This is a genomic window from Paenisporosarcina quisquiliarum, assembly GCF_043641925.1.
GTDB classification, from domain to species: Bacteria; Bacillota; Bacilli; order Bacillales_A; family Planococcaceae; genus Paenisporosarcina; species Paenisporosarcina quisquiliarum_A.
In genome coordinates this window covers 1-13,044 of sequence record NZ_JBHZRU010000030.1, presented here as the reverse complement: position 1 = coordinate 13,044, position 13,044 = coordinate 1, and the positions used below count along the sequence as shown (strand labels likewise).

Genomic DNA, 13,044 nt, shown 5'->3' with positions numbered 1-13,044 from the left:
ATCTGCACGCATCTCCATTCTTACTTGTTTCTCGACAATTCAAGTATATAAGATATGGATGATGTCGTGCTTTTTTCGTGCGCTAAATTGTGTGCTTACCCCAACATTTATTATAGAACCATAAAACACACCTAGCAAAGACTTTGCTAGGTGTGTTTTTCAATCTATCGGTTTTTTCTCACCATCTAATGTAAAACCTTCTCCCATAACATCATGAACTTCGGTAACGGACACAAAAGCATGAGGATCAATAGACATGATGATATTTTTCAAGCGAACGATTTCATTTCTGCCCACTACACAATATAGAACTTCACGATCTGCTTTAGTAAAGTGTCCAAATCCCCGTAATACGGTCACGCCACGATCCATATCAAGCGAAATTCGATCAGCAATTTCATTTTGAAACTCAGATATGATAAATGCTCCACGGGCTGCATATGCACCTTCCTGAACAAAATCGATCACCCGCGCTCCGATAAATACCGCAACTAATGTATACATCATGGAGCGAGAATCTAAAAATGTTAACCACGATAATAGAATAACTACTGCATCGAAGATAAACATTGTTTTGCCCATGCTCCATCCCACATATTTGTGAGCTAAGCGAGCGATGATATCGACTCCACCAGTGGTTCCACCATATCTGAAAATAATTCCTAAACCAATACCAACAAAAACGCCAGCAAATAATGCCGCTAAAAATAAATCATCTTTAATGTGAATATCAATTTCATAAATCTGAAAGATTTTCAAGAAAATCGAAACGGATACAGTCCCTACAACTGTATATACAAATACTTTTCTTCCTAGTAATCGCCAACCGAGTATAAACATTGGTATATTTAATATTAAGTTCATTAATGCTGGATCTAATTTGAAAACAAAAAAGAGGATTAAGGTAATCCCACTAAAACCACCTTCACCTAACTGGTTTTGAATATTAAAATGGACAAAACCAAAACTAAATATGGCTGCACCTAACATAATAAAGAATATATTTTTATATCGAATGCCTTTAAGCACGCAAACACCCCGTTCCCATATTTCGAACATTTCTTAATTATCATTCATTTTCATAGTTTTGACAATATCATTCGTTATTTTATAGGATAGGAATAGGAGCGTGAATTTTAATGAATCATGATAAGACATTACAAACTGTTCAAAAAGAAGTAGATGAATATATAGGTCAATTTAAAGAGGGGTATTTTCCACCCTTTGAAATGCTTGCCAGAATGTCAGAAGAACTTGGGGAACTAGCCCGTGAAGTGCATCATGTTTATGGAATGAAAAAAAAGAAAGAATCAGAAGCAGAGGAAAGTATGGAGGAAGAGTTAGGTGATCTTTTCTTCGTATTAGTTTGTTTTGCTAATGCTCAAAATATTGATATGCAGCAAGCAATCGAGCGTGTAATGACTAAGTTTAAATCACGCGATCAAAATAGATGGACATTGAAGGAGGAAGAATGATGATACGTGTTGCAATTGGTGGTCCGCGAGGTAAGATGGGGCAAGAAGCGGTACATACAGTAATGAATCATCCTGAGTTTGAATTAGTTGCGGTGTTAGACCATAAAGATATTGGAAGTCATTTAAGTGAATCTTCGGAATTTCCATCTAGTTATACAGTTCCAGTATACCTTGAGCTAAAAGATCTCCTAAATCATCAAAAGCCTGATGTTTTTGTTGATTTAACAACCCCTCATCAAGTGTATGAGCATACAAAAACATGTTTATTGTCTGAGGTTCGTCCAGTTATTGGAACAACTGGGTTTACAGAGGAACAGCTTACCGAGTGCACCGAATTAGCGAATAGAATGCATCTAGGAGGTATAATTGCTCCTAACTTTGCATTAGGAGCAGTACTTATGATGAAGTTTGCGGCAATGGCGGCATCGTATTTCCCCGATGTAGAAATCATTGAAATGCATCACGATCAAAAACTAGATGCACCTTCAGGAACAGCTTATAAAACAGCTCAACTTATGGCAGAGAACCGAATTGAACATAAGCAAGGGCATCCAGATGAAAAAGAAACCTTGGAAGGTGCTCGAGGAGCATCTTATGAAGGAATTCCGATACATAGCGTGCGCTTACCTGGACTCGTCGCACATCAACAAGTACTATTTGGAGGAGAAGGACAATTGTTAACGATTAGACACGATTCATTCAATCGACAATCCTTTATGTCCGGTGTGAGCTTTTCAATTAAAAAAGTAATGGATTTAGAAGAATTAATATATGGTTTAGAAAATGTTTTGTAAAAATGGAGGTAGACATCATGAAAATTGCTTTAATCGCACATGATCGAAAAAAAGATGATTTAATTCAATTCGTTACTGCCTATCGAGATATATTAGATGAACATGAACTTTTTGCTACTGGTACGACTGGCCAACGTATTATCGATGAAACAGGTTTATCTGTTTTTCGCTATCAGTCAGGGCCATTAGGTGGAGATCAACAAATTGGTTCTCGAATTGCTACCAATGACATGGATATGGTTATATTCTTCCGAGATCCATTAACAGCTCAACCGCATGAACCTGATGTTACAGCTTTGATTCGTTTGTGTGATGTATACCAAATCCCTCTTGCCACAAATATGGGCACAGCAGAAGTTTTATTAAAAGGATTACAAGAAGGCTTTGTCGATTGGCGATTATTGCAAGAGAGACGTTCGTAAGGGAGGAAGCCACGTGAAAAAGTTAAAAATCGGTATCACTTGTTACCCCACAGTAGGTGGATCAGGTGTCATTGCAACAGAACTTGGAAAGCTTCTTGCAGAACGTGGCCATGAAATTCATTTTATTACTTCTAGCATGCCTTTTCGTTTAAATAGAATGGTGCCAAACATCTATTTCCATCAAGTGGAGGTAAATAGTTACTCAGTCTTTCAATATGCTCCATACGACATTGCACTTGCTAGCAAAATGGCTGAAGTGATAAAACAAGAGAACTTAGATGTATTGCATGTGCATTATGCGATTCCACATGCTGTCTGTGCGGTTTTAGCTCGTGATATGGCAAATCAACACGTTGGGATTGTTACAACGCTTCACGGGACAGATATTAGCGTTTTGGGCCATGACTCATCTTTAAAAGGTGCTATAAAATATGGCATTGAAAAATCCGATATCGTTACAGCCGTTTCTGAATCATTAAAACAACAAACGATGGAGTTAATTGAACCCGACCAACAAATCGAGACTATTTTTAATTTTATTGATGAACGAGAATACGTTCCAAGAGATACATCTGAATTGAGATCCTACTTTAATATAAATTCTGATGAAAAAGTAATTATCCATGTTTCTAATTTCAGAAAAGTTAAACACGTTCCGGACGTGGTAAACAGTTTCGCTTACATACGTAAAGAAATGCCAGCCAAATTATTGTTGGTAGGGGATGGCCCAGAGATGAATGTCATTGTTCAATTGGTGAAAAGTTTAAACCTTGAACAAGATGTTCTATTTTTAGGAAAGCAAGATAATTTATCAGAACTATATGCAATTAGTGATTTAAAACTTTTATTATCAGAGAAAGAAGCATTTGGATTAGTATTAATTGAAGCTATGGCGTGTGGTGTTCCATGTATCGGTTCAAATATAGGCGGTATTCCTGAGGTCATTGAACATAATGTCAATGGGTTTGTCGTGCCTTTAAATGATATTGAGATGGTTGCTTGCCATGCAATCAAATTATTGAAAAATGACGAAATGCATAGTCGTTTTAAAGAACAAGCCATTTTAACTGTTAAAGAAAAATTTCATTCTTCACAAATTGTGAGCGAATATGAAGATCTTTATTGGAAAGTGGCGAAACAACATGTCGAAAACCAATGAGTGGGCAGCAAGCCAAAAGATTATTGAAACACTCCAACAACAAGGCTTTGAAGCTTATGTAGTGGGGGGAGCCGTTCGAGATATTGTTTTAGGAAAACCGGCTACCGATATTGATATTGCGACAAGTGCTTTGCCAGAAGAAATAAAATCTACTTTTCCGAGATCAATTGATGTTGGCATTGCACACGGAACGATTGTTGTATTAATGGATGAGTGTGCAATAGAAGTGACCACATTTCGAACAGACGGCAAATATGTGGATCATCGACGACCAACTCATGTCACATTTGTACGTTCATTAGAAGAAGACATGAAGAGAAGAGACTTTACGATGAATGCCATGGCTCAAACCAGAGATGAAGAAATTATCGATTTGTTTGGTGGAAAAGTAGACATTCAAAACGGAATTATTCGCACAGTCGGTGATCCTAATCATCGTTTTGCAGAAGATGCTTTAAGAATGCTAAGAGCAATTAGATTTTCTGCACAATTGAACTTTCAACTCGAAGAAAAAACTTCTGAGGCAATCACTAATAATGCAATCAGCATTCAAAATATATCTGTTGAACGAATTACGAATGAATTAGAGAAAATTTGGCTAAGCGCCTTTCCAATAAACGCACTGAAAGAAATAGAAAAAACAAAAATTGGACAATGGTTGCCAGGTTCATTAAACTGGTCCCCTGAGATGTGGGAACAGTTTGATGACAATAAGGCAACAGTTCATGGATGGGCCTTTCTTTCTTTACTTCAAAACAAGGACAAACAAGAAAAAATTCCGAGATTGTATAGATTATCAAACTTGCAAAAAATAGAAATCCAACAAATTGTAAAAGCAGTTCATATTCGCAAGCAGAGATTTTTCTCAACTGTTGACCTATATCAATTCAGTGAACAAACATTAGTAACAGCTGAAAAGTTCGTAAAAATTCTATTTCCGACTATTGAAACTACAGACTCAACTACCATTGTAGAAAATAAAAAAGCATTGCCGATCCAATCAATAAAAGAATTATCGATAACTGGTAACGACTTAATGAACTGGCTAGATAAGCCTGGTGGACCTTGGTTGAAGGAAATGATAAATGAAATTGTTCAGGCTATTCTTCATAAAGAAATCAACAATCATCCTGAACAGATAAAGGAATGGATTAAAAATGAATCCCGCCATAAAAACTGAAATAACGAAAAGATTGCTTTCTGCAGCAGGAAACCCGATATCGGGTCAACAATTAGCAGATGAATTTCAAGTATCAAGAACGGCTATTTGGAAGCATATAAAAGAACTAGAGCAAGATGGATTCATTATTGAAACCATCAAGAAAAAAGGATACATTTTGCAATCGTCACCAGATACTCTTCAAAAAGAACAAATAGAACAATACTTAACTTCCAACCGTTTTGGACATCCTATACATTACTTCGTGGAATGTCCTTCCACTCAGCCAATTGCTCATAAACTTGCTCAAGAAAATGCTGCGGATGGAACGATTGTGATATGCGAAGAACAAACTGCTGGAAAAGGCCGACTATCACGAGTATGGAAATCTTCTAAAGGAAAAGGAATATGGATGAGTGTGATTATTCGTCCAGATATTCCGCCAATAAAAGCACCGCAATTTACGTTGATTGCAGCAGTTGCTGTAACGCGAGCAATTGAGGATGTTGCAAATGTTCGTGCCGAAATCAAATGGCCTAATGATTTATTGATAAACGGTAAAAAATGCACAGGTATTTTAACTGAGCTTCAAGCTGACATAGATCGAGTCCAAGCGATTATTTTAGGTATTGGCGTCAATGTAAATCAAGACATGGAGGAATTCCCTGAGGATATTCAACATATCGCAACGTCAATTAAAATGGTTTCAGGAAGTCATGTCGATCGAGGACAACTAGTTGCTCGAATTCTACACCATCTTGAGATCTATACAGACCTTTACGTGAAACACGGCTTTGAACCTTTAAAGCTTTTATGGGAAAGTTATTCAGGCACTTTAGGGAAACGTATAAAAGCGGTTATGATTCATAACGAAATTGAAGGTGTTGCGCTAGGAATAACAAATGATGGCGTACTTCAAGTTCGAACAGATGATGGAAAGGTTCATGGAATTTATTCAGCTGATATTGAAATCCAAAAAGATTGAAACGAAGCAATGGAACTCCTAAACGGATTCTGCTATAGTGAACACATAGGGCAGTATCTTATAGAACTGCACCTGCTTGACCATTTATATTTGCAAATTTAATAGTTCTGCCTTGATCAGAAACGACAGGGACGGAGGAAACCAATTATTTTACACTTAGCACCCTTCTGTCCATTTTTGGCTAGAAGGGTTTATTTTTTGGTTTCTTCTCCATTTGAGAGGAGAATGAACATGAAAACGACATCTAGTTTCATTGACATGAAAACAAAAAAAGAAAAAATTGTTATGTTAACTGCTTATGATTTCCCAACGGCCAAATTAGCTGAAGAAGCTGGTGTGGACATTTTACTAGTCGGAGATTCGTTAGGAATGGTAGTCCTGGGTTATGATTCAACGATCCGAGTGACCGTTGAAGACATGATTCACCACGGGAAAGCAACGAGAAGAGGCGCTAAAGACACGTTTATCGTCGTGGACATGCCTTTTGGAAGCTATCATGGATCTGCGGATTCCGTATTATCAAACGCAGTTAGGATATTCCAAGAAACAGAAGCTCAAGCTTTAAAAGTTGAAGGCTCAGATGAGATTAACGATGTCATTCGATTACTAACTAGAACTGGGATTCCTGTAGTTGCTCACCTCGGGTTATTGCCTCAATCAGCAAGTGTTAGTGGGGGTTATAAAGTACAAGGGAAAACAGCCGACGCTGCTCAAAAACTGATTGATGATGCAAAAGAAGCAGAACGCGCGGGTGCAATTATGATTGTTTTAGAATGCATTCCTTACCAATTGGCTAAAACCATCACAGAGAGTGTAACAATCCCGGTAATCGGTATTGGTGCTGGTGCCGATACTGACGGACAAGTCTTAGTTTTCCATGACACAGTAACTTATGGAAGCCATCATATGCCGAAATTCGTCAAAGCTTTTTCACAGGTTGGAAAAGAGATTTCGGAAGGTTTAACCCAATATGTACAAGAAGTGAAGCAAGGAGTATTTCCTGCTGAACAGCATCGTTTTACGATGAAGGATGAAGAGTACCAACAATTGTACGGAGGCAAATCATGATTGAAATAAATACAATTGCTTTATTAAAAAACAAAGTTAATGAAGCTATAGAAACTGGTCAAACGATTGGATTTGTCCCAACGATGGGTTTCCTACATGAAGGACATATGACATTAGTAGAGAATGCTCGAACTGAAAACGATTTAGTCATAATGAGTATTTTCGTAAATCCAGCACAATTTGGTCCAAATGAAGACTTCGATCGGTATCCAAGAGACATCGAACGTGATTCTCGTTTAGCAAAAGAAGCGGGTGTGGATGTATTATTTTACCCACAAGTGGATGAAATCTATCCTCAAGATGGTGGCATTACCATTCAAGCCGGTCAACAAGCGAACGTTTTATGTGGAGCATCTAGACCAGGACACTTTGATGGCGTTTTAAAAATTGTCACCAAACTTTTTCACATCGTTCAGCCTACTCGTGCTTATTTTGGCCAAAAGGATGCACAACAATTAGCGATAATTGAAACACTCGTGCGAGATTATAATTTCCCATTAGAAATCCGCCGCGTGGAAACAGTTAGAGAAGAAGACGGTCTAGCTAAAAGTTCAAGGAATGTTTTCTTAAGTCCAACTGAACGAGAAGAAGCACCGGCTCTGCAAAAAGCGATTAAACTGGGGATCGAAGATTATTCGAAACATGGGGATGTCAATCAAGCTGTGTCCATCACTAAAAAACTTATTGAAGAAAAAACATCAGGGAAAATAGATTATGTTGAATTATTAGGATATCCTAATTTAACAAAACCAACGGATAGGAAAGAAGACGTTATTTTAGCTGTCGCAGTCTTCTTTGAAAAAGCTCGTCTAATCGACAATATTATACTGACTAATAAAGGGGAATAACTCTCATGTTACGCATGATGCTAAATTCAAAAATTCACAGAGCTGTCGTTACAGAAGCTGATTTAAACTACGTAGGAAGTATCACAATCGATCAAAACATCTTAGATGCAGTTGGTATGTTACCAAACGAAAAAGTGCATATCGTTAACAACAACAATGGGGCACGTTTTGAAACATATATCATTTCAGGAGAAAGAGGCAGTGGAGTGATTTGCGTAAACGGTGCAGCAGCGCGTCTTGTTCAACGCGGAGATGTTGTCATTATTTTATCGTACGCTTATGTTATGAACGATGAAGCAAAAGATCACAAACCAACTGTGGCAATTATGAACGACAATAACACAATCCGAGACATCATCAGCTACGAACCTGAAGCTACTGTAATGTAAGTAGTCGAAGTCAATTATAGATCGGTGTAAAATGACCAACAAATTTCAATTGAATTTGTTGGTCATTTTTTAGTTAGTTAAAAGATTTGTGAAGCAGGTATTTTTTTAATTTTGTCGAAAAAGAATGATTATGGTAATTCTAGAAAACCAAAGTTAGGTTGTGAAAGCATAGTTTACATAATAATATTATTTTCTTTTATAACTTCTACGATTGTTTCCGTCATATTTTGGAATCAAAGAAATAATTATTTCCAAAGTATGATTTTTGCTTTATGTATAAACACTTTGATTTTATTAACATCATTTTGGTTGAGTTATCAAAATGACTATGAAGCTATAGTGTTTGGTCTTTTTAATTCAGATATATATATATTATTAGTGTCAATTCCAATAATTACGTGGGTCAACCTTTTAATTATTCAGTTCATTAAAAGCAAAGGGAAGGAGTAGATGTATGAATTTCAAAAAATACCTCTATATAGTTTTCACAATAGTTTTATTAAGTGGTTGTAACCCATCAGAAAAAAATTATCAATTATGGGTTGATCCCGCAACTAGTAGTCAAGAAACGGTAGACTCATCTATTGAAAGACTAACAAAAGCGAAGATTGATTTCATAGTTCATGAAAATGGAAGTATTTTTGTTAATGAAAGGGATATAGACAAGGCCATTATGTGTTGTTCATAATCAATTTGAATATTTGGCACGATTTTAGCTTTTCGTATTTGAACAAACATAACGGCAGCAGAGAGGAGAACGTCATGAATACCCATTTTATAAAATTAGAAGGACCAACAATACAGTTAATCGAGCAAATAAATCGTTGGGACAACGATCCAAAACTAATTCCATTAGTTCGACCGAATCGTAACAAAACGGAATTTGAAAAACGTTATAAAATGACCATAGAAGATTTAACAAAAAGACTTGAGAGTCACCATATCTACCTCATCTATCTAAATGAAAAAGTTGTGGGTGAAATGAATTTTATGGTAGACCCCGTCCACTTGTTTAATAAAGTCCCTGGAACTGCGTGGATTGGTATCACAATTGGTGAGCCAGAAGGTAGAGGTAAAGGGATTGGTAAGGAAGCAATTGAATTTTTAGAAGAACAGATTAAGAAACAAGGGCTTAAGCGGATTGAATTAGGTGTTTTCGAATTTAACACACCAGCTCAAAAACTGTATAAGAAAATGGGCTATAAAGAAATAGGTCGCATTGAAAACTTTACATATTGGAATGAGAAGATGTGGACTGATATTCGAATGGAAAAGTATTTATAAAAATCGTTTTTGCAAGAGTATTGCAGATTACATACTATGGTGGATTAAAAACGTTCTGAAATTTAGCTTATATACAAAATACAAGAAGATGCATTCACAAATAAACTTCGATTGTAAGAAGGGAATTACACCAATGAATAGATTCGTAATTATGACTGTCGGTAAAACGCATAGTGGTAAAACTACTTTTGCAAGAAACTTAGAAAAAGAGATAACCAATTCAGTTGTGATCGATCAAGACAACCATGCTGAATTTCTTCAATCGACTTATCCATTGTTAGTACCAACCAAAGGACATAATAAGATAAAGTATGCACTCACACAAACGATTGTGGATTATGCAGTTAATGAGACCAGTTGTCATATTATTTTATGTAACTCAAACCGAAACAGAAAAGCGCGCATTAACCTGATAGAATATTTTCGAAACAAAGGATTTACGACGATTATTGTAAATTTCGACATGCCTGACGACGTTCTTTTTGAGCGGGTTGAAAATAGTCAGAGAAGTACAGAGGTATTAAGAACAGTTCTAAGTTTCAAAGATGTGCTTGAACGACAGCACAATGAATCGGGAATAAATGAAATTGTTGATCCAGTAGATGGCGAAGCGGATTACGTTTATGTAATTAGAAATTCAAAAGAAGTTGAAGCTGTAACACAAGAAATTGTAAAAAGTTTGCATTCTGAAGATTAATTCTGTTCATACCGAATATGACCAATACAATCATCTAGTCACAAATAAATTAGTCACAAATAATACATGTATTTTAAATATATGTTTATGTTTTGAGGGGAAGTTGATGGTAAAATTAGAGTATAAATTCCCTAAATTAATATACTCACTTCGAAGAATCAAATACATTTCATGGAAATGGAGGGGTCAATATGAACATGACATTCTTAATAATTATCGTTGCCATCATTTTGATTTTTGCACTTATTGGCACTTTGTTAATTACAAAAGATAGTGACGCTGTATACAGTGGTGAAAAGAGTTTAAGTAACCAGGCATGGATGTATATCGCAATCATTCCAATAATGATTGTTGTTGGATTAGTATATTTGTTCTAACAATCGGAAAACGCACCGGGTAAATTCCCAGTGCGTTTTCTGCGTTTACGAAAAAATAGTTACAAATCTAGAAACAAATTACCGGTATGTGTCATGAGTTGGATTGAACAAGTCTTCTTCAGAGTTTCTGACTAATGCAAAGTGTTCAACGTTATAATGACCATGAAGAGTTTTATTATGATGCATAATGATTTGTTCAGCACTAAGGACATCGCTGTCATTTGTTGAATGCCCATCACTGACCAATGTTACATCTAATCCATTAATAGTCGCTGTTCTAACGGCACTATCAATACAGTGTTCTGTTTTGCAACCCATGATTACAACATGGTCTATTTGTTGCGATTTTAAATGATCTAGAAGACCCGTTCCATGAAATGAATTCGTTGCTGCTTTATCGAAGATTTTGGCACCTGAAGGAACATTAATTTCATTATGAACTTGGAATCCTGCTCCTTTACCTTCAGCTACATCGAGGTCTCTTATAAACACCACTGACACATTTGCATCGCTAGCTTTTTCAATCACGTTGTTAATAGTTTGGATAAGCAAATCTTTGTTTCGTACCGCACTTTCTTGGTGATTCCCATTAATTAATTCTTGTTGCGCATCAATGATTATCAATGTTTGATTCAAAATTCTATCCCCTTTCAAAATGTAGGGAAACGATTTTCAAGATGTTTAGTTTGAAGTTATCCCCATGTAAATTTTTATGTCAATTTTTTTAGTGTTCATCATATTATTTACCTCCTAAAACGTAATTGTCTCAGATTAATTGTTTTAATTTTAAGACAATTGAATTATACTATGTTTTTTTAATGTCTTTTTTTCGCTATTTAAAAATGATTATTAAAAACAACATTAGATTCATCTGTTTTAGAATGAAAAGTGTATTTATTTTTGTAGAAGGTGTATTTAAACATTTGTTGAATTCTTATAAATTGATCCTTTGTTAAATATGAATAAAGATTTATAGAGAAATTTAAATATGAAGATCTTGAGAGGAATGATTAATTTGAATTCATTAAAAGGGAAAATAGCTGTTGTAGCAGGGGGAACTAGGGGAGCTGGACGCGGAATTGCAGTGAAACTAGGAGAAGCGGGAGCTGTAGTTTATGTAACAGGAAGAACTACGATTCATAATCAGTCACCAATGGGACGTAGGGAAACTATAGAAGAAACAGCTGATTTGGTTACGAAAGCTGGTGGACATGGTATACCAGTAAAAGTAGATTATACGGTTGAATCAGAAGTGATTTCCTTATTTGATCAAATTAAAAAGGACTTTGGTAAATTAGATATTTTGGTGAATGATGTTTGGGGAGGAGACCCTCTTACCGAATGGGGAAAGCCTATTGGAGAACATAATTTGCATAATGGACTTCAGATACAAAAACAAGCCGTTCTTTCTCATATAATTACAGCCCATTATAGTATCCCTTTATTTAAAGCAAACAATGGTGGTCTTATAATTGAAATTACCGATGGGGTGGATTATAAACCTAGAGGCAACTTCTATTATAGTCTGGCGAAAATATCTAATATACATATTGCACAAGCAATGGCAGAGGATTTAAGAGATGATAATATTATTTCACTTGCAGTTACACCTGGATTTTTACGATCAGAGGCAATGCTCGAACACTTTGGTGTGAGCGAAGAAAATTGGAAAGATGGGGCTAAAGTTGACCCACATTTCATTGCTTCTGAAACTCCATTTTATATAGGGAACGCAATTCAATGTCTCGCTTCGGATCCTAACATAGCTGAAAGAACAGGCGGGGTTTATAGTACGTGGGAACTCTCGGAAATTTACGGCTTTACAGATGTTGATGGTACACAACCACATTGGGGAAATTACTTTAAAAATCATGTGAAATAATGAACATTATTTTTGATAATCAAATCTTTAGTCTTTAGAAAATAAAATATCATTACTTATTAGAATTAGAGTCTAAATTTAAAAGAAAATATATCTTTCGCTATCAAAATCATGTGTAAAGTTTATAAATATTAAGTAGAGAGATAATTATAATGACAGTTCCGCAAACTAATGAAACATAAAATGATTTTTTAATATGTATTTCAGTATTAGATGATACAACAAATGATACCCCGAAAAGTAATAAACCCATTTCAAAAAATAGTTGCGAATAAGTGAAAGCAGAATATAAGTAAGGTGTTAGCATCAAGGGTAGTGCAATGCTTATAAGTACATTATAAAATAACGAAAACTTTGCATTAGGTTTAATTTGTTCCGCTTCCATATATATTCTCCTTTCTAGATATTGCTCATTTTTTGAAATAATCGGTTCTATAATAAATGTTGGGGTAAGCACACAATTTAGCGCATGAAAAAAGCACGACATCATCCATATCTTATATAC

The 13,044-nt window shown here is 35.7% G+C and carries 17 protein-coding genes; 14 read left to right on the top strand and 3 right to left on the bottom strand.

What is annotated here, in order from left to right:
• Positions 1 to 159: 159 nt before the first annotated feature.
• Positions 160 to 1,029, bottom strand: coding sequence for a YitT family protein (locus ACHUE4_RS16410; RefSeq protein WP_394192006.1), 870 nt, complete (start codon positions 1,027 to 1,029; stop codon positions 160 to 162).
• Positions 1,030 to 1,139: 110 nt separating this feature from the next.
• Between ACHUE4_RS16410 and ACHUE4_RS16405 the strand changes: the two genes are divergently transcribed.
• The 13 genes from ACHUE4_RS16405 (at position 1,140) to ACHUE4_RS16345 (ending at position 10,657) form a co-directional block, all read left to right on the top strand.
• Complete coding sequence (locus ACHUE4_RS16405; protein ID WP_394192004.1) at positions 1,140 to 1,475, top strand: nucleotide pyrophosphohydrolase; 336 nt, start codon at positions 1,140 to 1,142, stop codon at positions 1,473 to 1,475.
• Positions 1,472 to 2,269 (top strand): 4-hydroxy-tetrahydrodipicolinate reductase, encoded by a 798-nt coding sequence (dapB, locus tag ACHUE4_RS16400; protein ID WP_394192003.1) that lies wholly within the window; start codon positions 1,472 to 1,474, stop codon positions 2,267 to 2,269. The genes ACHUE4_RS16405 and dapB overlap by 4 nt, the downstream gene beginning before the upstream one ends.
• A 17-nt stretch (positions 2,270 to 2,286) precedes the next feature.
• Positions 2,287 to 2,691, top strand: coding sequence for a methylglyoxal synthase (gene mgsA / locus ACHUE4_RS16395; RefSeq protein WP_394192001.1), 405 nt, complete (start codon positions 2,287 to 2,289; stop codon positions 2,689 to 2,691).
• Positions 2,692 to 2,704: 13 nt separating this feature from the next.
• Entirely contained in the window at positions 2,705 to 3,850 is a 1,146-nt protein-coding gene (gene bshA / locus ACHUE4_RS16390; protein ID WP_394191999.1) for an N-acetyl-alpha-D-glucosaminyl L-malate synthase BshA, read from the top strand.
• Positions 3,834 to 5,030, top strand: coding sequence for a CCA tRNA nucleotidyltransferase (locus ACHUE4_RS16385; RefSeq protein ID WP_394191997.1), 1,197 nt, complete (start codon positions 3,834 to 3,836; stop codon positions 5,028 to 5,030). Before bshA ends, ACHUE4_RS16385 begins: the two co-directional genes overlap by 17 nt.
• Positions 5,008 to 5,994 (top strand): biotin--[acetyl-CoA-carboxylase] ligase, encoded by a 987-nt coding sequence (locus tag ACHUE4_RS16380; protein ID WP_394191995.1) that lies wholly within the window; start codon positions 5,008 to 5,010, stop codon positions 5,992 to 5,994. Before ACHUE4_RS16385 ends, ACHUE4_RS16380 begins: the two co-directional genes overlap by 23 nt.
• A 231-nt stretch (positions 5,995 to 6,225) precedes the next feature.
• Positions 6,226 to 7,062, top strand: coding sequence for a 3-methyl-2-oxobutanoate hydroxymethyltransferase (gene panB / locus ACHUE4_RS16375; RefSeq protein WP_394191994.1), 837 nt, complete (start codon positions 6,226 to 6,228; stop codon positions 7,060 to 7,062).
• Positions 7,059 to 7,910, top strand: coding sequence for a pantoate--beta-alanine ligase (gene panC, locus ACHUE4_RS16370; protein ID WP_394191992.1), 852 nt, complete (start codon positions 7,059 to 7,061; stop codon positions 7,908 to 7,910). The genes panB and panC overlap by 4 nt, the downstream gene beginning before the upstream one ends.
• Before the next feature lie 5 nt (positions 7,911 to 7,915).
• Positions 7,916 to 8,299 carry an aspartate 1-decarboxylase gene (panD, locus tag ACHUE4_RS16365; RefSeq protein ID WP_394191990.1) on the top strand — a complete coding sequence of 128 codons (384 nt, stop codon included), beginning with the start codon at positions 7,916 to 7,918 and terminating at the stop codon, positions 8,297 to 8,299.
• Between the two features lie 454 nt (positions 8,300 to 8,753).
• Positions 8,754 to 8,987, top strand: a complete 234-nt coding sequence (locus ACHUE4_RS16360; RefSeq protein ID WP_394191989.1) for a hypothetical protein — start codon at positions 8,754 to 8,756, stop codon at positions 8,985 to 8,987.
• Positions 8,988 to 9,061: 74 nt separating this feature from the next.
• The gene (locus ACHUE4_RS16355) at positions 9,062 to 9,583 is read left to right on the top strand and encodes a GNAT family N-acetyltransferase (RefSeq protein ID WP_394191987.1); all 522 of its coding nucleotides are present in this window, start codon (positions 9,062 to 9,064) and stop codon (positions 9,581 to 9,583) included.
• A 133-nt stretch (positions 9,584 to 9,716) separates the two neighbouring features.
• Positions 9,717 to 10,280, top strand: a complete 564-nt coding sequence (locus tag ACHUE4_RS16350; protein WP_394191985.1) for an AAA family ATPase — start codon at positions 9,717 to 9,719, stop codon at positions 10,278 to 10,280.
• 191 nt (positions 10,281 to 10,471) lie between these two features.
• A complete protein-coding gene (locus ACHUE4_RS16345; RefSeq protein WP_394191984.1) occupies positions 10,472 to 10,657 on the top strand; it encodes a BshB3 potential contributor to bacillithiol synthesis in 186 nt (61 codons plus the stop codon).
• A gap of 78 nt (positions 10,658 to 10,735) precedes the next feature.
• Here the strand turns inward: ACHUE4_RS16345 and ACHUE4_RS16340 are convergent, their stop codons facing one another.
• Positions 10,736 to 11,293, bottom strand: coding sequence for an isochorismatase family protein (locus ACHUE4_RS16340; RefSeq protein WP_394191983.1), 558 nt, complete (start codon positions 11,291 to 11,293; stop codon positions 10,736 to 10,738).
• Positions 11,294 to 11,672: 379 nt separating this feature from the next.
• On the opposite strand from ACHUE4_RS16340, the gene ACHUE4_RS16335 reads away from it, so the two are divergent.
• The gene (locus ACHUE4_RS16335) at positions 11,673 to 12,539 is read left to right on the top strand and encodes an SDR family oxidoreductase (RefSeq protein ID WP_394192008.1); all 867 of its coding nucleotides are present in this window, start codon (positions 11,673 to 11,675) and stop codon (positions 12,537 to 12,539) included.
• A gap of 109 nt (positions 12,540 to 12,648) precedes the next feature.
• Here ACHUE4_RS16335 and ACHUE4_RS16330 read toward each other — a convergent pair.
• Positions 12,649 to 13,044 (bottom strand): hypothetical protein (locus ACHUE4_RS16330; RefSeq protein ID WP_394191981.1); only part of this gene is annotated, 396 nt, incomplete at its 5' end.

Excerpts from the sequence above, each read along its gene's own strand:
- ACHUE4_RS16385 (WP_394191997.1), top strand. The coding sequence starts at position 3,834 with ATGTCGAAAACCAATGAGTGGGCAGCAAGCCAAAAGATTATTGAAACA.
- panC (WP_394191992.1), top strand. The coding sequence starts at position 7,059 with ATGATTGAAATAAATACAATTGCTTTATTAAAAAACAAAGTTAATGAA.
- ACHUE4_RS16360 (WP_394191989.1), top strand. The coding sequence starts at position 8,754 with ATGAATTTCAAAAAATACCTCTATATAGTTTTCACAATAGTTTTATTA.
- ACHUE4_RS16380 (WP_394191995.1), top strand. The coding sequence starts at position 5,008 with ATGAATCCCGCCATAAAAACTGAAATAACGAAAAGATTGCTTTCTGCA.
- panB (WP_394191994.1), top strand. The coding sequence starts at position 6,226 with ATGAAAACGACATCTAGTTTCATTGACATGAAAACAAAAAAAGAAAAA.
- panD (WP_394191990.1), top strand. The coding sequence starts at position 7,916 with ATGTTACGCATGATGCTAAATTCAAAAATTCACAGAGCTGTCGTTACA.
- dapB (WP_394192003.1), top strand. The coding sequence starts at position 1,472 with ATGATGATACGTGTTGCAATTGGTGGTCCGCGAGGTAAGATGGGGCAA.
- ACHUE4_RS16345 (WP_394191984.1), top strand. The coding sequence starts at position 10,472 with ATGAACATGACATTCTTAATAATTATCGTTGCCATCATTTTGATTTTT.
- ACHUE4_RS16355 (WP_394191987.1), top strand. The coding sequence starts at position 9,062 with ATGAATACCCATTTTATAAAATTAGAAGGACCAACAATACAGTTAATC.
- ACHUE4_RS16405 (WP_394192004.1), top strand. The coding sequence starts at position 1,140 with ATGAATCATGATAAGACATTACAAACTGTTCAAAAAGAAGTAGATGAA.
- ACHUE4_RS16350 (WP_394191985.1), top strand. The coding sequence starts at position 9,717 with ATGAATAGATTCGTAATTATGACTGTCGGTAAAACGCATAGTGGTAAA.
- mgsA (WP_394192001.1), top strand. The coding sequence starts at position 2,287 with ATGAAAATTGCTTTAATCGCACATGATCGAAAAAAAGATGATTTAATT.